This is a genomic window from Geodermatophilus maliterrae, from assembly GCF_041018925.1.
GTDB classification, from domain to species: domain Bacteria; phylum Actinomycetota; class Actinomycetes; order Mycobacteriales; family Geodermatophilaceae; genus Geodermatophilus; species Geodermatophilus maliterrae.
Window position 1 is genome coordinate 1 of record NZ_JBFNXQ010000104.1, and the last position, 17,280, is coordinate 17,280.

17 protein-coding genes and 2 pseudogenes are annotated in these 17,280 nt (G+C 73.0%); 4 read left to right on the top strand and 15 right to left on the bottom strand.

The annotated features are described in order from the left end of the window. Window positions 1-45: 45 nt before the first annotated feature. Window positions 46-1,083: a GGDEF domain-containing protein gene (locus ABQ292_RS22175; RefSeq protein WP_369209883.1), complete on the bottom strand. Its 1,038-nt coding sequence runs from the start codon at window positions 1,081-1,083 to the stop codon at window positions 46-48. A gap of 231 nt (window positions 1,084-1,314) precedes the next feature. Between ABQ292_RS22175 and ABQ292_RS22180 the strand changes: the two genes are divergently transcribed. Next, window positions 1,315-3,648, top strand: coding sequence for a glycoside hydrolase family 65 protein (locus ABQ292_RS22180; RefSeq protein ID WP_369209884.1), 2,334 nt, complete (start codon window positions 1,315-1,317; stop codon window positions 3,646-3,648). A 148-nt stretch (window positions 3,649-3,796) separates the two neighbouring features. Further along, window positions 3,797-5,794 carry a CehA/McbA family metallohydrolase gene (locus tag ABQ292_RS22185; RefSeq protein ID WP_369209885.1) on the top strand — a complete coding sequence of 666 codons (1,998 nt, stop codon included), beginning with the start codon at window positions 3,797-3,799 and terminating at the stop codon, window positions 5,792-5,794. A gap of 272 nt (window positions 5,795-6,066) precedes the next feature. Here ABQ292_RS22185 and ABQ292_RS22190 read toward each other — a convergent pair whose 3' ends face one another. From ABQ292_RS22190 to ABQ292_RS22215, 6 genes and pseudogenes are all read right to left on the bottom strand, one after another. Then, window positions 6,067-6,213 (bottom strand): hypothetical protein, encoded by a 147-nt coding sequence (locus tag ABQ292_RS22190; RefSeq protein WP_369209886.1) that lies wholly within the window; start codon window positions 6,211-6,213, stop codon window positions 6,067-6,069. 41 nt (window positions 6,214-6,254) lie between these two features. Next, window positions 6,255-7,077 (bottom strand): IS5 family transposase gene (locus tag ABQ292_RS22195; protein WP_438940620.1). Its coding sequence is split into 2 segments (ribosomal slippage): window positions 6,255-6,638 and window positions 6,640-7,077, totalling 822 coding nucleotides; the frame shifts between segments, so codons are not numbered across the junction. Window positions 7,078-7,138: 61 nt separating this feature from the next. After that, window positions 7,139-7,921: a bifunctional 2-polyprenyl-6-hydroxyphenol methylase/3-demethylubiquinol 3-O-methyltransferase UbiG gene (ubiG, locus tag ABQ292_RS22200; protein WP_369209887.1), complete on the bottom strand. Its 783-nt coding sequence runs from the start codon at window positions 7,919-7,921 to the stop codon at window positions 7,139-7,141. Window positions 7,922-8,028: 107 nt separating this feature from the next. Further along, window positions 8,029-8,616, bottom strand: a complete 588-nt coding sequence (locus ABQ292_RS22205; protein WP_369209888.1) for an SRPBCC family protein — start codon at window positions 8,614-8,616, stop codon at window positions 8,029-8,031. A gap of 371 nt (window positions 8,617-8,987) precedes the next feature. After that, window positions 8,988-9,494 carry an NAD-dependent epimerase/dehydratase family protein gene (locus ABQ292_RS22210; RefSeq protein WP_369209889.1) on the bottom strand — a complete coding sequence of 169 codons (507 nt, stop codon included), beginning with the start codon at window positions 9,492-9,494 and terminating at the stop codon, window positions 8,988-8,990. A 17-nt stretch (window positions 9,495-9,511) separates the two neighbouring features. Further along, window positions 9,512-9,991: pseudogene (locus ABQ292_RS22215) on the bottom strand (NAD-dependent epimerase/dehydratase family protein); the annotation flags it as partial. Between the two features lie 71 nt (window positions 9,992-10,062). Between ABQ292_RS22215 and ABQ292_RS22220 the strand changes: the two are divergent. Next, window positions 10,063-10,281, top strand: a pseudogene (locus ABQ292_RS22220) (MarR family winged helix-turn-helix transcriptional regulator); the annotation flags it as partial. Between the two features lie 271 nt (window positions 10,282-10,552). Here ABQ292_RS22220 and ABQ292_RS22225 read toward each other — a convergent pair. The 4 genes from ABQ292_RS22225 to ABQ292_RS22240 form a co-directional block, all read right to left on the bottom strand. Beyond that, entirely contained in the window at window positions 10,553-11,344 is a 792-nt protein-coding gene (locus tag ABQ292_RS22225) for an alpha/beta fold hydrolase (protein WP_369209898.1), read from the bottom strand. A 287-nt stretch (window positions 11,345-11,631) separates the two neighbouring features. Then, window positions 11,632-12,315: a maleylpyruvate isomerase family mycothiol-dependent enzyme gene (locus ABQ292_RS22230; RefSeq protein WP_369209890.1), complete on the bottom strand. Its 684-nt coding sequence runs from the start codon at window positions 12,313-12,315 to the stop codon at window positions 11,632-11,634. Window positions 12,316-12,396: 81 nt separating this feature from the next. After that, the gene (locus tag ABQ292_RS22235) at window positions 12,397-12,786 is read right to left on the bottom strand and encodes a VOC family protein (protein WP_369209891.1); all 390 of its coding nucleotides are present in this window, start codon (window positions 12,784-12,786) and stop codon (window positions 12,397-12,399) included. Further along, window positions 12,783-13,079 (bottom strand): ArsR/SmtB family transcription factor, encoded by a 297-nt coding sequence (locus tag ABQ292_RS22240; protein WP_369209892.1) that lies wholly within the window; start codon window positions 13,077-13,079, stop codon window positions 12,783-12,785. Before ABQ292_RS22240 ends, ABQ292_RS22235 begins: the two co-directional genes overlap by 4 nt. A gap of 224 nt (window positions 13,080-13,303) precedes the next feature. Between ABQ292_RS22240 and ABQ292_RS22245 the strand changes: the two genes are divergently transcribed. Further along, window positions 13,304-13,972 (top strand): class I SAM-dependent methyltransferase, encoded by a 669-nt coding sequence (locus tag ABQ292_RS22245; RefSeq protein ID WP_369209893.1) that lies wholly within the window; start codon window positions 13,304-13,306, stop codon window positions 13,970-13,972. Window positions 13,973-14,057: 85 nt separating this feature from the next. On the opposite strand, the gene ABQ292_RS22250 is transcribed toward ABQ292_RS22245, so the two are convergent. The 4 genes from ABQ292_RS22250 to ABQ292_RS22265 all read right to left on the bottom strand — a co-directional run. Then, window positions 14,058-14,681, bottom strand: coding sequence for an MBL fold metallo-hydrolase (locus tag ABQ292_RS22250; protein ID WP_369209894.1), 624 nt, complete (start codon window positions 14,679-14,681; stop codon window positions 14,058-14,060). After that, window positions 14,678-15,430 carry a sigma factor gene (locus tag ABQ292_RS22255; RefSeq protein ID WP_369209895.1) on the bottom strand — a complete coding sequence of 251 codons (753 nt, stop codon included), beginning with the start codon at window positions 15,428-15,430 and terminating at the stop codon, window positions 14,678-14,680. The genes ABQ292_RS22250 and ABQ292_RS22255 overlap by 4 nt, the downstream gene beginning before the upstream one ends. Window positions 15,431-15,603: 173 nt before the next feature. Then, complete coding sequence (locus tag ABQ292_RS22260) at window positions 15,604-17,037, bottom strand: glycosyltransferase family 2 protein (RefSeq protein WP_369209896.1); 1,434 nt, start codon at window positions 17,035-17,037, stop codon at window positions 15,604-15,606. Continuing rightward, window positions 17,037-17,280 (bottom strand): hypothetical protein (locus tag ABQ292_RS22265; protein ID WP_369209897.1); only part of this gene is annotated, 244 nt, incomplete at its 5' end. The genes ABQ292_RS22265 and ABQ292_RS22260, both read right to left, overlap by 1 nt.

The following is a 17,280-nucleotide window of genomic DNA, read 5'->3' on the forward strand; positions in this document are numbered from 1 at the left end:
CCTGATCGCGCGCCGAGCCGCTCCTCCGGTTCCCGCCCGCGGGCGTCAGGAGGCGAGGACGGCGCGGCCGCGGCCGGCGCGCTTGGCCTCGTAGAGGGCGCCGTCGGCCGCGGCGTAGAGGGTCCGCAACTCGGTGGCGTGCTGCGGGGCGTGCGCGACGCCCACGCTCACCGACAACGCCAGCAGGGTCCCGTCGGTCAGCTGCAGGGGGGTGGCCCGGACGGCGGTGACCAGGTGCTCGGCCCGCTCGGCGGCGGTCGCGAGCGAGCAACCGGGCAGCAGCACGGCCAGCTCGTCGCCGCCCAGGCGCCCCAGCACGGCGTCGCCGGAGCGCACGTGCTGGCGCAGCAGGCCGGCCAGGTGCACCAGCGCGTCGTCGCCCACGGGGTGGCCGTACGAGTCGTTGACGGACTTGAAGGAGTCCACGTCGACCAGCACCAGCGCCGTCCCCTCGGGAGTGGAGGACGCGGACAGGGCGCTGGACAGGGCGTCGTCGAGGACCCGCCGGGTCACCAGGCCGGTGAGCGTATCCACGGCGGCCTGCCGTTCCAGGGCGCCCATCAGCCGCTCGACCCGGTTCCTGAACAGGATGATGAGCCCGGCGGTGGCGGCGAGGACCGTGCCGATGAACACCGCGTCGACCAGCGCCTCCGCCGGCGGCTCGATCAGCGCCAGCACCGTGACGTCGCACCCGATGGTCAGGGCGGTGACCACGGCGGCGACGGGAGCGCGCAGCTGGGAGGCGGTGTAGAGGATGACGAGCCCGAAGAGGGGGTGGGCCAGGTCGAGCCGCTCGGGCATCAGCGCCGCCACGGTGCTGATGACGCCCAGCCCCGCGACCGGCAGCACCACCCACACGCACAGCCTGGTCAGCACCTGCCGTCGGACGGTGACGAGCGCCACGCCGCAGGCGACCAGCCCGGTGAGCAGCCCGACCGCGACCGCCACGCCACCCTCGGGCAGGGGTGTGGGCTGCACCAGCACGTACGTGACGAGCAGCAGCGCGGAGCCGAGGAACATCGCCGCCAGGGCTCGGGCGGCGAACACCTCGTCACGGGGGCGCAGGATCGCAGGCAGGTCCACAGCTGCTCCATCGGCGCGGCGGCGGTCCGGGTGGAGGGATCGTCCCCGGGCGGTTCACCCTCCGGGGGCAGGACCGGGTGGGCGGCGCGGCACGCGGGGGCGGCGGTGCCTCCGAGGTGGGGCGGCCGCTGCCTCCTGTCGCGCCGGAGGGGTGCCGACCGGTAGGACGGGGAGCGGGACGCCGGCCCCGGCGTCCGTCCCGTGCCCGGACGAGGACGGCGAGGACCGCACGTGAGCGCCCTGAGACTCGACGTCGACCCGTGGCTGGTCCGCGAGCCACACGTGGACCCCGGGACGCTCGCCGTCGCCGAGTCCGTCTTCAGCCTCTCCAACGGCTACGTCGGGATCCGGGGGACGCTCGACGAGGTCGAGCCCCACGCCATGCGCGGCACCCACCTGTCCGGGGTCTACGAGGTCCACCCGCTGTCCTATCCCGAGGGCGGCTACGGGCAACCCGAGCAGGGACAGGCGATGCTCACCGTCGCCGACGGCACGCCGCTGCGCCTGTTGGTCGACGGCGTCCCGCTCGACGTGCGCGAGGTCCGGCCGCAGGTCCACGAACGCACGCTGGACCTGCGCACCGGCACGCTCGACCGCCGTGTGTGCTGGACGGCCCCTTCGGGCACGTCGCTGGAGGTGACCTCGCGGCGGGTCGTCTCCCTCGTCGAGCGGTCGATCTGCGCCGTGCGGTACGAGGTCCGCGCCCTGGACGGGCCCGCGCACGTCGTCGTGCGCTCCGAGCTCGCCTCCGGGGAGGTCACGCCCACGGGCGTGGACAACGACGACCCGCGTGTCGCGCCTGCCCTCGACGACGCCTTCGAGCCGCTCGCCGAGGTCCGCGCGGACAGCGGTGGCGTCGTCGCCGTCCGGACGCGCCGGTCGGGCATCGGGCTCGCCGCCGCCGTGGACCACGAGGTCGACGGCGGGCGGGTGAGCACACACCTCGACCCGGACCACGTCGTCACCACGGTCGCCGCCGACCTGCGGGCCGGCGGGAGCCTCACGATCCTCAAGGTCGTCGGGTACGCCTGGTCGCACGACGCCGCGGCCGACTCCCTGGCGGGGCAGGCGTCGGCCGCCGTGCACTCGGCGCTCGACCTCGGGTGGGACGGCCTGCTCGCGGGCCAGCGGGCCGTGCTCGACGAGCTGTGGGCGACGGCCGACGTCGAGGTCGACGGCGACCCCGAGCTCCAGCAGGCGCTGCGCTTCGCCGTCTTCCAGCTGTTCTGCTCCGCCGCCTGCATCTCGGGCGCCCCGGTGGGCGCCAAGGGACTCACCGGGCCGGGGTACAGCGGCCACACCTTCTGGGACGTCGAGGGGTTCGTCCTGCCCGCCCTGGCACTGCTGCGCCCGGACGCGGCGGCACGGCTGCTGCGGTGGCGCGCCTCGACGCTCGACCTCGCCCGCGAGCGTGCCGGGACGCTCGGGCTGGACGGCGCGGCCTTCGCGTGGCGCACCATCAGCGGGCGCGAGGTCTCCGCGTACTGGCCGGCGAGCACGGCGGCGATGCACGTCAACGCCGACGTCGCCCGTGCCTTCTGGCTCTACTGCGGCGTCACGGGCGCCGACCTCGACTCCGTCGGCGGCCTGGAGGTGCTGGTGGAGACGGCGCGGTTGTGGATGTCGCTGGGCCACGAGGACGCGGCCGGCGGCTGGCACCTCTTCGGGATGACGGGGCCGGACGAGTACACCGGGGTCGTCGACGACAACGTCTTCACCAACCTGATGGCCCGGCACAACCTGCTGCGCGCCGCCGACGCGTGCACCCGCTCGGCGGCGCGCGCGTCGCAGCTGGGCGTGGACCACAGCGAGACCGCCACCTGGCGGACCGCCGCACAGGCCGTCCACGTCCCGTGGGACGAGGGCCTGCGCGTGCACCCGGCGAACGAGAACTTCACGGCCTATCCCGAGTGGCGGTTCGAGGACGAGCGCGACGCCTACCCGGTGCAGGAGCACCACCACTACGCCACGTTCTACCGGCGTCAGGTGCTCAAGCAGGCCGACCTGGTCCAGGCGCTGTGGTGGTGCCGCGACGACTTCACCGCCGAGGAGGTGGCCCGCGACCTCGACCACTACGAGGCGCGCACCGTCCGGGACTCCTCCCTGTCGGCCGCCGTCCAGGCGGTCGTGTGCGCCCAGGCGCAGCACCCCGACCTCGCGCTGCGCTACCTCAGGGAGTGCGCCCTCGTCGACCTGCGGGACGTCCAGGGTGACACCGCGAAGGGTCTGCACCTGGCCGCGGTGGCGGGGGCGTGGCTGGCGTTCACCGCCGGTCTCGGCGGGCTGCGGGAGGACCACGAGGACCTCGAGATCGCGCCCCTGCTGCCGTCCTCGCTCGCGCGCACCGCCTACCACCTCACCTGGCGCGGCAGGCTGCTCCGCGTCGAGACCACGCGGGAGGGCACCACGGTCACGCTGGTGCGCGGCGAGGGGCCGGTGACCGTCGTCGTGGACGGCGCGCCGCTGCCGGTCACGGCCGCCGCACCGGTGCACGCCCCGCTCCGCGCCGCGCAGCCCTTGTTCGGCGAGCCGAGGCAGCCGGTCGGCCGCGAACCGCGCGCCTGAGGGCAGCGACCACCACGCGATCCCAGCCGGCTCCTCGCGATGACTTCCGCGCGTTCGCAGGGTCTGTACGAGCGGCGCCGGCTCACGAGGGCCCGGCGACGTGCCGGGTCCCCGGGAGGGGAGAGCGATGTGCTGTGAGGACGACGGCGTGCTGGGGCTGCCGCCCGCGGTGATCGAGATGGTGGCGCGCTACCGCCGGATGCGCGACGAGCAGGGCTTCGGCTGGGGCGAGCAGGCGCTGCCGGACTTCTTCCGATGGGCCCGGTTCTCCCGGCTCGGGCCGGTCTTCGACCAGTTCGCCGGAACCGGGGACTGGGCGGGAGCAGTCCGCGCCGCAGTCGGCGACGTCGTCCCCGCGGGTCTGGTGCTGGTCTCCATCGACGCGGACGGCGCCCCCTCCGCGCGCCTCGGCCCGCCCCGCCCGGGGATCGCCGGCGGGGCGGTCCAGGTCGACGTGGTGATCGACTCCGGACTCGACCGCGACGTCGCCGTCACGGTGGCGGGCGAGGACGTCGCCGTGCCGACCGGAGGCGCCGGCCTGTGCACCCTCGACCTCGACGCCGACGCGCCGCCGATCGCGGTCGTGTGCGGTCCCGAGCGACTGGACGTCGACGGGGCCGTCGTCGCGACTCCGGCGGCGACGCTCCGGCTGACCTGCCCCGACGGGGCCCGCTGGTCCGTGCTGGACGCCACCGGCGGCGCGTGGTTCGCGGGCGGGGTACCGCGCAAGTGGGACGCGGACGACCGGCCGTTCTTCCACACCGACCCGGGAACGGTCACCATGGCCGTGCCGGCCGGGCCGCTGCACGTGACCGCCGCTCGCGGGTTGGAGTTCGAGCGGCAGGAGTTCGCGCCCGAACCGACCCCCGGCCAGACCGTCGAGCTGGACTACCGGCCGGCCCGGCGGTTCGCCCCGGCCGCGGACGGCTGGTTCAGTGCGGACCTGCACGTGCACCTCAACTACAGCGGCGATCACGTCGTGCACCCCGTCGACGCCGCGCGGATGCAACGCGGCGAGGGCCTGCACCTGATGCACCTCACGGCCGGCAACCTCGGCGGATCACTGGTCTACGACCTGGAGCTGCTGGAGTCGACTGCCGGTGCCGACCTGTGGGCGCGCGACGGCATGGTCGCCCGTGCCGGTCTGGAGTACCGCAACGACCTGCTCGGGCACGTGCACGGGCTGGGTCTAGCCGGGGTACCGGATGTGCTGCACACCGGCCACGAGGGCAGCGAGCACCCGTGGGACTGGCCACCGAACAGCGTCGCGTGCGAGCAGATGCGGGCCCTCGGGGCCGCCACCACCTATGCGCACCCCGTGTACTCACCGCTGGCCGAGGCCGACGACCTGCTCAGCCCCCACCGCACGGTGGAGGCACGCGAGCTGGTGGCCGACGCCGCGCTGGGCGTGGTCGACGCCATCGAGCTGGTCTCCTGCTTCGACGACCGCGGCGCGCTGGTGCTCTACCACCACCTGCTCTCCTGCGGGCTGCGCCTGGCGGCCACCGCGGGCACCGACACCTTCCTCTCCTTCGCCCATGGTCCGGCCCCCGCTTCCAACCCACCGGGCTGGGGCCGGGTCTACGCGAAGCTCGGTGGTGCCCGTCTGTCGGCAGCGGCGTTCGCCGACGCCATCCGCGCCGGCCGGACCGTCGTCACCAACGGCCCCTGGCTCACCCTCGACGTCGACGGGCACGGCCCGGGCACGGTCCTCGACCGTCGGCCGGGCGAGCGGCTGACCGTCCGCGTGCAGGTGGTCGGTTCCGGTGTACGGCGACTGGTGCTCTACGGGCCCGACGGCGAGCTCGCCGCCACTGCCGGTGACGAGCTGCACCACGAGGTGGTGCTCGGTGAGGCCGGGTCCTGGCTGGCGGCCGCCGCACACGGCGACGACGACCCCTACACGGTCGGCGCACCCGTGTTCGCCCACACCACCCCGGTGTACGTCGACGTCGCCGGGCGCCGCGTCGCGCGCTCCGAGTCCGCCTGCTGGTGCCTCGCCGTGCTCGATGGGCTGCAGTCACTGGTGACCGAGCACGGCCGGTTCGACCCGCAGCGGCGCGAGCGCCAGCTCGGCGACCTCGTCGCAGTGCTCGACCGCGCCCGACAGGTGTACCGCGCCGTCGCGCGGGCGGCGCCTGGGTGAACGCCGAAGGCGCGGCGCCGACGTCCGATACGGGATCCCTCGACGGACACCAGCCGATGGAGCGGCCGCCGGCGCCGTCCCGCCCCACGAGTCATTGCGCTCCCCCCCGATGTCGAAGGCCTCCTCCAGTAACGTCTTCGCGGGGTTCGGGGAGCCCAACCGGGTGATGACCTCGATGATCGAGAGTGAGTGCTGCGGCTCGGTCGCCTCCCTGATCAGGGTGTGGGCAAGGTGGCGGATCAGGATCAGGCCGGCTTGCGGCGCCCCAGCCCTCACCGGCGAGGAGTCACCAGAACCGGGGGCAGTCCCGTCCGATCGACGGTGTTGCCGGCGTCGAAGGTGTAGACCCGGAACGCGCCGATCCCGAGGCGCGCGAGGCCTTCCATCGTGCGCCGGTGGTCCTCGGTGACCAGGCACACCTCGACGATCCTGCCTAGGAAGCTGTTGCTGAGAGCTTGTCTCACGTGCCGAGCTTCTTGTAGCAGGTCAGCGTGGCGGCCAGGGTGAGGAATGCGGTGACCAGCCGGGCGGAGCGTTCGTACCGCAGGGTGAGCCGGCGGTAGCCGGTCAGCCAGGCGAAGCAGCGCTCGACGACCCAGCGGTGCCGGCCCAGCCGGGTGGAGGTCTCCACGCCGCGGCGGGCGATGCGCGGGGTGATGCGGCGCCGGCGCAGCCAGACCCGTAGGTGTGGGTAGTCGTAGCCCTTGTCCGCGTGCAGCCTGGCCGGCCACCGCCGGCGCGGTCCGCGCCGGGAGCGGATCGCGGGGATGGCCTGCACCAGCGGGATGAGTGCGAGGCTGTCGTGGGTGTTGGCCGCCGAGGTCGCCACGGCCAGCGGCAGGCCCGCCGGCTGAGGGCACCTCCCGCTTGCGGGGGACGGTGAGCACGTGCAGCTTGGAGCCGGGTGTGCCGCGGTCGACCGGGTTCGGCCCGGTCAGCGGGCCCCCTTTTTTCGCCCGGACGCTGGCCGCGTCGACCACCGCCCGGGACCACTCGATCGCCCCCTGCTCGCCGAGGCGGTCGAGCACCGCTCGGTGCAGGCGCCACCACAGTCCGGCCTCGGTCCAGGTGACGAAGCGGCGGTGCGCGGTGGCCTGGGCGACGCCGAACTCCGCTGGCAGGTGCCGCCAGGCGCAGCCGGTGGTCAGCACGTAGACGATCGCGGTGAACACCGCCCGGTCCTCGATGTACCGGGTGCCGCCGCCCTGCGGGCGCTCGCGCTGCGCCGGGATCAACGGCTCGACGATGTTCCACAACCCGTCGGGCACCAGCTCCAGGCCCAGTCGTTCTGCCACGACCGGACAACACCTCGCAGATCACCGGCCATCCACGTGAGACAAGCTCTTACTGGGCCTCCCGTGTCGCATAACCCATGTAGGACACCGCCTTGCTTTTCGTCTGCCCGAAGTTGAGTTTGCGGCTCAGTTCCCCGTACGACACCTGTCCCCGTCGGGCTCGCATGAAGCCGAGGACAGCGCTCGCCGGGTTCTTGGCTCGTGGTCCCAATCCCACCGTCTCGTGCAGGCGCAGACCGTGGCGAGTCATCGTGGTGCTGAGGTCCTTCGGCGTGATGAACATGTCGTACTCGTGCACTGGAGTGTCGAACGCGCGCGTCATGCGCCACTCCTGCATGACCTTGATGGCCAGGAGCTTGCTGGCCCACGTGCGGTTGACCGTGTCGAACAGGTAGATCCCGCCGGGCTTCAGCGCACGAGCGGTCTCGCGGATCACCTGGTTGAGGTCGGTGACGTGCTCGAGAACGTCGCAGCAATAGGCGAGGTCGAATTCACCGTCCTGCACTGGCAGGTCCTCCCCGGAGCCGACGCGGTAGTCGATCTCCAGCCCGGACTGTGCTGTATGACGGCGAGCGGTCTCAAGGGAGGGCGCGGACGGATCGACGCCCACGACTCGACATCCCAGTCGGGCGAACTCCTCCGCGAGGAATCCACCTCCGCAGCCGATGTCGAGGGCGCGAAGCCCGGATGGGTCCCGCCCGAGCCTGTGCAAGACAGCGACGAAGTAGCCGAAGCGCGCCGGGGTGACGCTGCCGTGCAGCAGGTTGAGCGGTTCGTCCTCGTCCCACCACCCAGCGGCGTGCCTGTTGTAGACGTCGTTGTCGATCGGCATGGAAACCTCCCTGTGATCCGGTGAGCGACACATGGGGTGTCATGCAGGGTTGACGTCCCACGGGCCAGGCGTGCATGACGTCGTTCGGGGGATGGCCGATGCGGTCATCAGGGAATCCTGTCCCTGGGTTCGGCCCCCCGAGCCCAAGCGCGCAGTTCGCGCTGCAGGTACCAGGTCAACAGCGGGTGCATCATGCGTGGGAGCGCGCCGGCCAGCCGGTTCTGTGCCTGCACCTGCCAATGCCCGCTCACCCGGGTCCCTCCTGGAACGGGTTCGAACGTCATGTGGAACTCGCCACCCACTGGGAGGCCGAGAACGCGGTTGGCGGACCGGGTCGGGCGTTCGTGGATGAAATAGTCGGAGGTGCTTCGCTTGCGGAGCGGGCCGAGCTTGTTGACCATCCTGTAGAAGGGTGTCCCGTCCGGGCGCATCTCAAATTCCTCCACGGCTGCGACCGTCGGGGAGAACTGCACGATGTGGCGCAGTTGGTCGCCGAACAGGAAGTCCCAGGTCTCCTCAGGACTCAGCGGGAACACGGCGGACACGTCCACTGATCGCATGCTTCCCTCCTTCGCCTGCAACGCGTTCAGAAGCCGTCGGCGCGGGAGCCTCGGGACGAGGGCCATTCCGATCCCCTGTCGGCGGACAGCCACCCCGGGATCGCGAGGCGTCGGCGGGTGAGGGCGGCCCGGCATGGATGCGACGGGGATCTCTGCACATGCTCGTCATGACGCTCTCCTGGCGAGACGCCAGCATGGGGGAGCAGTGTCCACCCAGGCGGCGCCGATGGGACGGACCTTCCGCGTCCTCATCTGCAGGAAGCGGTGGTCCTCAAGGTGTCGGCCGAAGGCGATCATTCTGCGGCGCAGACGCGTCCAGCAGTCTCGTGCACGGCAAGCGGGAAGCTGAGGCCACTGTCCCTGAGGCCGCCCTCAGAGACGGGTCGGAGGTCTCAGACCGCCATCACCGAACAGCGGTCGACCACCGGGACGACTGGCTGGTCCACCTGCAGGGCTTCCCCGGCCCGGCCGAGCGCCCGGTGTCGGGAGCCTGGCTCGCGTTGTGCTCAGGGAGTTGCGGCGACGGTGGCGGCGACCTGGTCGCGGAACCGGGCTCTGGTCGGAGTCCAGCCGAGCTGCTCGCGGATGCGGGCGCTGCTGATCCGGAACGAGGTGACCAGGCTGGCGACCAGGGTGCGGCCCAGGAGAAGGCTGATCAGGGCCGGTGGAGCGGTACCGACCCTCGGGCGGTCGAGGGCGTCGGTGGTCAGGTCGGTGAGCTCGCGCAGTCGCAGCGGCTCATCGTCGACGACGGCGAACGCCGCGCCGGCCGGCGCGCGGGTCAGCGCGGCGAGGTAGGCGGCGGCGAGGTCCTCGACGTGCACACAGCTCCACCAGTTCCGGCCCCGGCCGATGCACCGCAGCTGGCCGTTGCGGGCCTGCTCGACGGACGCGGAGGCGAGCAGCCCACCGGGGCCGAAGACGAATCCCGGGGACAGCCGGACGACGTCCAGGCCCTCCTCGCGGTGACGCCGGTCCAGGTCGACGGCCTGGCGCGCGTGTCCGATCCCCATCGGGGAGGGGGTGAGCGGGTGTCCTCGTCGATCCAGTCCTCGCCGTGGTCACCCCAGTCGAAGCAGCCCCCGGTGTAGACCAGCCGCCGACCGGACTGTGAGCAGGCGTCGGCGAGTGAGTGGGTCATCAGCGCGTCGGCGTCGAACAGTCGACGGGACCGGGCCGGGGTGAGCCGGCCGGGTACAGCGAGCTGCGCTGCGTGGATCACGGCGTCGACGTCGGTGACCAGCGGTACGTAGGAGGCCGGATCCAGCATGTCCCCGCGGTGCACGACGGCGCCGGTGGCGGCCACCGAGCCGGCTCGCACCGGATCGCGGACCAGGCCGTGCACCTCGTGTCCCCCGGCGCGCAACGCGCGCACTACGGCCGATCCGAGGAAGCCGGTCGCTCCAGTCACCAGCACGCGCACGAGAATTTCCCGAGGGGCGATCAGCGGAACGTCAGCGGTGCTGACAACACCGGAGGGGGTGCTGGGTGCGCACACCGCCCGACCCACCGGCCCTGCCGGCCACGCTGACTGACCGGGTCGCGTTCCTGCTCCAGCTGGCGCTGGCCCGTGCGCAGACGATGGGCGAGCAGGAGCTGACCGGGCTGGGCCCGTCCGGCCGGGAGTACGGCGTCCTGGCCGTGTTGGAGGGTGGCGCCCCCTCGGCGCAGCACCGGCTGGGCGCGGCGCTGGGCATCGACCGGACCAGCACCGTCAAGCTGCTCGCCGGCCTGCAGGCACGTGGCCTGATCCGCCGGGTCCCCGACCCCGCCAACCGCCGGGCCCACCGAGTCACGCTCACCGAGGCCGGCGACCGGCTGCGCGCCCGGGCCGCCGAGGCCCTGGCTGACTGCGACCAGCGCTTTCTCGAGCCCCTACCGCAGACTCGGCGCGAACAGCTGCGCGACCTGCTCCATCGACTCCTCCAGATCCTGCTGCCCCCGAGGCGACCACTGACCGAGGATCGGCGTGCCGGCAGCCGAACCGCTACCGGCGACCCCTGGGGCGGTGCGCGAGCGTGGTCGTGGTGTCCCGCGGGGGATCCGGTTGCGGGAAGCGCCGTGGCCTCACTCAGGCCGGGCGCTGTCGCTGCTCGGCGAGCCAACCGTGCAGGACGGTGGCAAGTCGCTCGGGAGCGTCCACCTGGATCAGGTGCCCCGCATCCCGGACGAGCTGCAGACGGGCCCCGGGTATCGCCTCGGCCAGGGCATGAGCCCGGTCGACCGGGAGCCAGGTGTCCTCGGCACCCCAGACGATGAGGACCGGCAGCGCCAGCGAGCCGTACAGCGGCTCCACCTCGTCGGTGTAGGCCTGGTCGGCCTGTGCGATCTGCCGATAGAACGCCGCCTGGCCCAGCGATCCGAGCCACGGCTCGACCAGCGTGCACATCTGACGCTCGTCGAGGCCGCGATGGCTGGCTCCCTCGATGTACCCGCGCACCGCGCCCTCGTGCACAGCGGCCGGCAGGGCGGCGAAGACCTCGGCGTTGTCGCGGACCAGGCGGAAGAACTCCGAGCCCCACGGCGCAAGCGCCACGACGTCGACCAGGGCCAGGGAGCTGTAGAGCGCGCCGTGGAGCAGGTGTGCGCGCAGTGCGACGGCCCCGCCGTAGTCGTGGGCGATGAGGTGTGGCCGGTCCAGTCCCCAGTGGCTCATGAGATCGGCGAGCAAGTCGCCCTGCACGTCGAGCGAGACGCGGTGCTCGGCCTCCATCGAGGACTGGCCGTATCCGGGCATGTCCCACAGGTGGACCCGGAACCAGGGGCTCAGCGCGTCGGCGAAGGGGTGCCAGAGCGCCGAGGACCACGGGGTGCCGTGGCAGAACACCACCGGTGGGCCATCGCCCCAGACGTCCCATCTCACCCGACGTCCTCGCCAGGCGAACGTCTGCTCGAGTCGCACCCGACGATCCTCGCAGGCTCGGACTCGGTCGCCTCACCCTCGATCCGACACCGCCCCGCCGGGTCGCTGCCGGGATCCCGACAGCTGCGACCGCTCCGGCTGGCTCGGAGCAGTCGGGCCGCCGCGGCGCCGCGTGTCCCGCACCGAACCCGCCACGGCGACGTTCGGGAGGGCCGGGGCAGCCGGCCGCCGACGTCTCGCACGGGATCGTCCTGCGACACACTGGCCCGGTCCCGGGTCGGTCGGACCTACGGCTCGGCGGGTGAGGCCCGCGCGATCCGGGGACGGAGCACGTCGACGCCGGGGCCGGCGAGGTCGTCGAGGGCGGTGGCGCGTCCGGAGACAGCCATGGCGATGGCCTCGCTGGTACCGAGGACTTCCAGCCCGTCGCCGTGCCGCCAGTCCTGATCGGTCGCGGTGAAGCACAGGCCGGCGAGTCGGTCACGAGGGATGAAGCCCCTGGCGGCCGGCCTGGAGACGAGGAAGTCCAGGGCCGGACGCCAGCTCGCCGGAGACGGGCAGACGTCGAGGCCGAGGGGACGGGCCGCGTCACGGAGGTGGATGCAGGTGTCGGTCATCGGACCCGCCGGCCCGACCACGGGCGGCTTCAGTCGTGTCGAGGCCCGCTCGCGCAGACCGGCGACGATCTCGTCGGTGGGTCGGGCCGCGACCCTGCGGGCCGTCTCGTCGACCATGCGGTCCAGGGAGCCGCGATAGCGCACCAGGTTGGTCAGCAGCCCGACCGTGCCGATCCTGGCCTCGAGGGGCTCGAGGAGGTGGGCTGCGATCTCGCGGACGGTCCATCCGGCGCACAGGCTCGGCGTGCGCCACTGCTCCTGAGTGAGGTCCGCGAACATCCCGGCGGCCAGCAGCCGGTTGGCAGTGGCGATCCGGTAGACCGTTTCGGCGTCCGACGGCGGGTCGCTGGGCACGGATCCCAACCTACGGCGCGCGATCCCCTCCGCCGACGCAGCGGCCGGCTGGTCCGGCTGCCTCCCGTCGGGAGTGAGCAACTACTTCATGGTGGCGAGCTGGATCAGGTTGCCGCAGGTGTCGTCGAGGACGGCGGTGACCACCGGCCCGTAGTCGGTCGCGTCCTGGGTGAACTGCACGCCCAGCCCCTTGAGCCGCTCGACCTCGGCGTACACGTCGTCGACGGCGAACTGGGTGAACGGGATCCCGTCGGCGGCCAGGGCCTCCTTGAGCGGGCGCGCCGCCGGGTGGGCGTCCGGCTCCAGCAGCAGCTCGACGCCGTCCGGGTCGGCGGGGGAGACCACGGTGAGCCAGCGGTGCTCGCCGGCGGGCACGTCGGTCTTCTTCGTGAACCCCAGCTTGCTGGTGTAGAAGTCGAGCGCCTTGGCCTGGTCGTCGACCCACACGCTGGTGAGGTTGATGCGGATCACGGGTTCGGGTCCTCTCGGTCGATGTGCCACCGTTCGACGATCGAGCGAAGCGGGCTCGTGTCGATGTGGTGGAACTTGTACCGGCCCTGTCGCCGGGTGTGCACCAGGCCGGCCTGCTCGAGCACTGCGAGGTGCTGCGAGATGGCCTGGCGCGAGGAGGCCAGGCCGTGCTTCATGGTCAGCCGGCCGCAGATCTCGAACAATGTCTGACCGTCCTTGTCGGTCAGCTCGTCCAGGATGGTGCGTCGCGTCGCGTCACCGATGGCCTTGAACAGGTCGGGGTCCGCGTCCACGGGCACCGTTATAGGCAAGTCTTCGCTTGCCTGTCAAGGTGGTGACCGTGAGCGCCGCTGCTCGCCGTGCCGCACCGCAGCGCCGCCCGCAGGTCCACTCCGCTACGGCGGTGTCCCAGGGGGGCAGCCGCCCGCCGATGTCCCGCAGGGGACCCCCCGAGCGGCGACATGCGGGGATCTGCGACTTGCGCGTCAGCCCTGATGGGCCTCTAGCCTCGGTCTTCGTGTCCGACTCAGGTGTCCAGCCCGCGGACCTGCAGACAGTTCGGGCGTCCTACGACCGGGTGGCCGACGACTACGTCGCGATGAGTGTCGGTGACCTGGCGCCGGCCCCGTGGCTGCGCGCCACCCTCGGAGCGTTCGCCGAGGACGTCCGCGCTCTCGGGCCGGTGCTCGACGTCGGCTGTGGCCCGGGAACGGTCACCGCCCACCTCGCGGGGCTGGGCGTCGACGTCTCCGGTGTCGACCTGTCGCCGCGGATGATCGCGCACGCCCGCCGGCTGCACCCTGCCCTGCGGTTCGCCGTTGCCTCGGCCACCGAGCTCGACCTGGCCGATGGATCCCTCGGTGGTGTCCTCGGCTGGTGGTCGCTGTTCAACCTGCCCCGCGACGTGCTGCCGGACGTGCTCACCTCGTTCGCCCGGGCGCTGGTCCCTGGCGGTCAGCTCCTGCTGGGCACGCACGTGGGCGACGGCGACATCGAGCGCACCGAGGTCTACGGGGTGCCGGTCACCTGGACGACCCGTCTGTGGCAGCCCCGGCAACTGGTCACCCTCCTGTCCCGGGCCGGCCTCCACGCGGTTGCCGAGTTGCGGCTGCCGCCGACACCTGCGAGTCCATCGGCCCCCGCTCTTCCGGCCCAGGTCGTCCTCGCCGCTCGGCGGCCGAGCTGACCCCATCCGACTGGTTCCGAGTACCGGTCCCGCTGCGGACGACGTGGATGCCACTCCACGACCCACAGAGCGCCGGCGTGATGCCTCAGACGGTGCGGGGTCGCCATGGCTGGTGCTCGTGCGCGAGCCACACCAGCTCGGGGTCGAGCGCCCGCACCCGCAGCTGGCCTTCGGTGTGCGGCTCGTCGAGCTCGCCGAACCACACTGCCACGTCGCCGCCGACGACGACCGGGTGCCCGCCGGTCTCGACGACCACCACCTGAGTGCCGTGCGTGTGGCCCGGCGCCGGGACGAGTCGGAGCCCGGGAAGCAGCTCGAGCTCGCCGTCGACCGGCACGTACCGCACGCCGGGCGCCTCGACCCACTCGCGAACGGTGTAGTCGTCCTCGCCCCGCGCGTCGTCGAGCTCCCGACGCTGGACGTGGATCGGCCTTCCGGTGAAGAGGTGGTTGCCGCCGCAGTGGTCGAAGTGCAGGTGTGTGTTGACGACGATGTCGATGCCGGCGAGATCGAAGTCCTGCTCGCTCAGTGGCCGGAGGCGGGGATCGAGGTCGGCGACCGCCGGATGCAGCTGCGTCAGGCCGGTGTCGACCAGCACGCGCGCATCGGGATGGTCGATGACGTGCACGTGGACCGGCATCCGCTCGCCCACGGCGAGCAGGTCGGCGACGAAGACCGGCGTGACGGTGATCGAGGCGGGGGCGTTCATCTCGTGCCGACCGCCGCGCTGAGCGTGGCCGGCAGGTCGAAGTGCTCGAACCCCGCGCCGTCGAAGGTGACGATCTCGGTGACGACCCCGTCCTGCACGGGCAGGACGTCGATCGCCAGCGGTTCGTGTACGGCGTCGCCCGGCTCGCGCAGGTGGCCCGCGACCGCGGGCTGACCGTTGGCGCGGGTGACCACGCAACGCATGCTGCCGAACGCCTCCGATCCGAACCCGCCGTCCGGGCCCGCGGCGTCGGCGCGCTCGCTGCACTCGACGTGGCGGGCGAGCAGCTCCCGTTCGGCTGCGGTCGGCTGGGCGGCGTGTCGCCACGCCTCGCGGTCCTCGGGCAGGCTCTCCCGCCACCCAGCCCGCGCACGCTGCGGCGCGGAGTCGACCGACGCCTCTGTCGTCTCGAGCAGCCGGGCGGTCTCCTCGGCGAGCGCCACGTCCTCCGGGCCCCCGCGCCGGTCGGGCAGCTGCTCGAGGAGCTCGTCGGGGTAGGGCTGCATCCAGGCGACCTCGCCGCTCGCGCTCGGCCGCCGCGGGCGCTCGTCGAGCGCGTCGAGGCGGCCCTCGTACGTCTCGCGCCGGCGCCACGCGCGCAGGAACGCCTCCTGGACGAGGTCCTCGGTCTCCTCGAACGACCCGAGCAGGCGGTAGCAGTGGACGTGCAACTCGCGGCGGTGCGGCTCGACGCGGGCGCCGGAGGTCTGCTCGTCGAGCGGCCGGAGGTCGTCGGTGAGGGAGCTCATGGTCTGTGTGACGGCGGACGGCCCGAGAACTCATCACCCGGCGCCGTGCAGCGTCTCGAGCAGGTCGTCGGCGTCGGTCCTCGCACGGCCGGAGCACGGGGCCCCGGGCACGGGACACGGGCCGCACGCCTGTCCGGGGGCCCGTCCCGACGTCGCGGGAGGTGGGGTCGCCCCTACGCCTCGGAGGCAGCGGTGGTGAAGCCGGTCCGGGGCATCGCGGTCCACACCGGGTCGCGGCGGGCGAGGGCGGCCACCAGCCCGCGCAGCCGGTACCAGGCGTGCACCTGCCGGTAGCCGAGGTTCTCCACCGCGCCGGCCAGCAGCAGCGCGCGCAGGTCCTTCCCGCTGCGGTAGCGGTGGAAGGTGAACTCCTCGACGGCCACGACGGCGGTCGACACCAGCACCCCCAGCGCGAGCGCGACGGCCACCATGAGCGCGGCGGTGCCGGGGTCGAGCAACCCGAGGACGGCGGCCACCGCGACCGAGGCGAGGCCCGCGACCTCCACCACCGGGCCGAGCAGCTCGAAGACCAGGAAGAACGGCAGCGCGAGCAGGCCGACCGCGCCGAAACGGGGGTTGCCGACCATCCGCCGGTGCTTCCAGAGCAGCTGCGCCAGCCCGTGCGACCAGCGCTGCCGCTGCCGGCCGAGCACCGACCAGGTCTCGGGCACCTCGGTCCAGCAGACGGTCTCGGGGACGAACACCATCCGCGAGGGCCGGCCGGCGCGGCGCAGGTGCTCCTGCAGGGTGACGACCAGCTCGGCGTCCTCGGCCAGCGACCGCGGGTCCAGGCCGCCGACCTCGACGACGGCGTCGCGGCGGAACAGCCCGAACGCGCCGGAGATGATCAGCAGCGCGTCGGCGTCGGCCCAGGTGGTGCGGCCCAGCAGGAACGAGCGCAGGTACTCCACGGCCTGGATGCGCACCAGCCAGCGGCGCGAGAGCCTGGGCTCGACGACGGCGCCGCGGTCGGTGAGCGCGGCGTTCGCCGTCCGGATCACCCCGCCGGCGCCGACGACGTGCTCCGGGTCCTCGATGAAGGGCCGGGCCACCTTGAGCAGCGCGTCGGGCTCCAGCAACGAGTCGGCGTCGACCATGCAGACCAGCGGGTGCCGGGCCAGGTTGAGCGCGGCGTTGAGCGCGTCGGAGCGGCGCCTGACGCTGGTCTTGCGGACGACGGTGAGCGGGTCGCCGGTGGTGGCCCGGTGCACCGAGAGCACCCGTCCCTCGACCGGGGTGTGCGCCGTCCACCGCGGGGTCACCGGGGTCAGGCCGTACCGCTCGGCGACGAGGTCGAACGTGCGGTCGGTGGAGCCGTCGTCGACGAGCACGACCTCCACCAGCGGATAGCGCTGCGCGAGGACGGCGGCGAGCGTGTCCAGGACGCCGGCCTCCTCGTCGTGGGCCGGCACGAGCACCGAGATGCCCGGCGTCAGCGGGCTGGCGAAGACGCGGTCGAGGCCCTCCGAGCCGGCCCAGCGCAGGTTGGTGACCACCCGGCGGGCGCCGACGAGCACCAGCAGCAGCATCGAGGTGTCCAGCAGCAGGACGTAGCCGAGCACCCCCCAGTTCAGGGTGGTGACCAGACCGGTCAGCGTCTCGCGCATCACGCCGCCGTCCGGATCCGGGCGTCGCGGGGGCGCGGCCGGTTGGACAGTGCCGCGCGGGCGGTCTCGCCGACGGTGCCGGAGCGCCAGGCGTGCCCGGCCAGCCGGGCGCGGCCGTCCTCGCCGGCGCCGGCCAGCGCGTCGGCGCACTCGGCGCGCACGGCGTCGTCCTCGCCGGCCACCGCGGCGGCCAGCACGTCGACGGCGGCGTCGTCGCCGATCCGGCCCAGGGCCTCGGCGGCG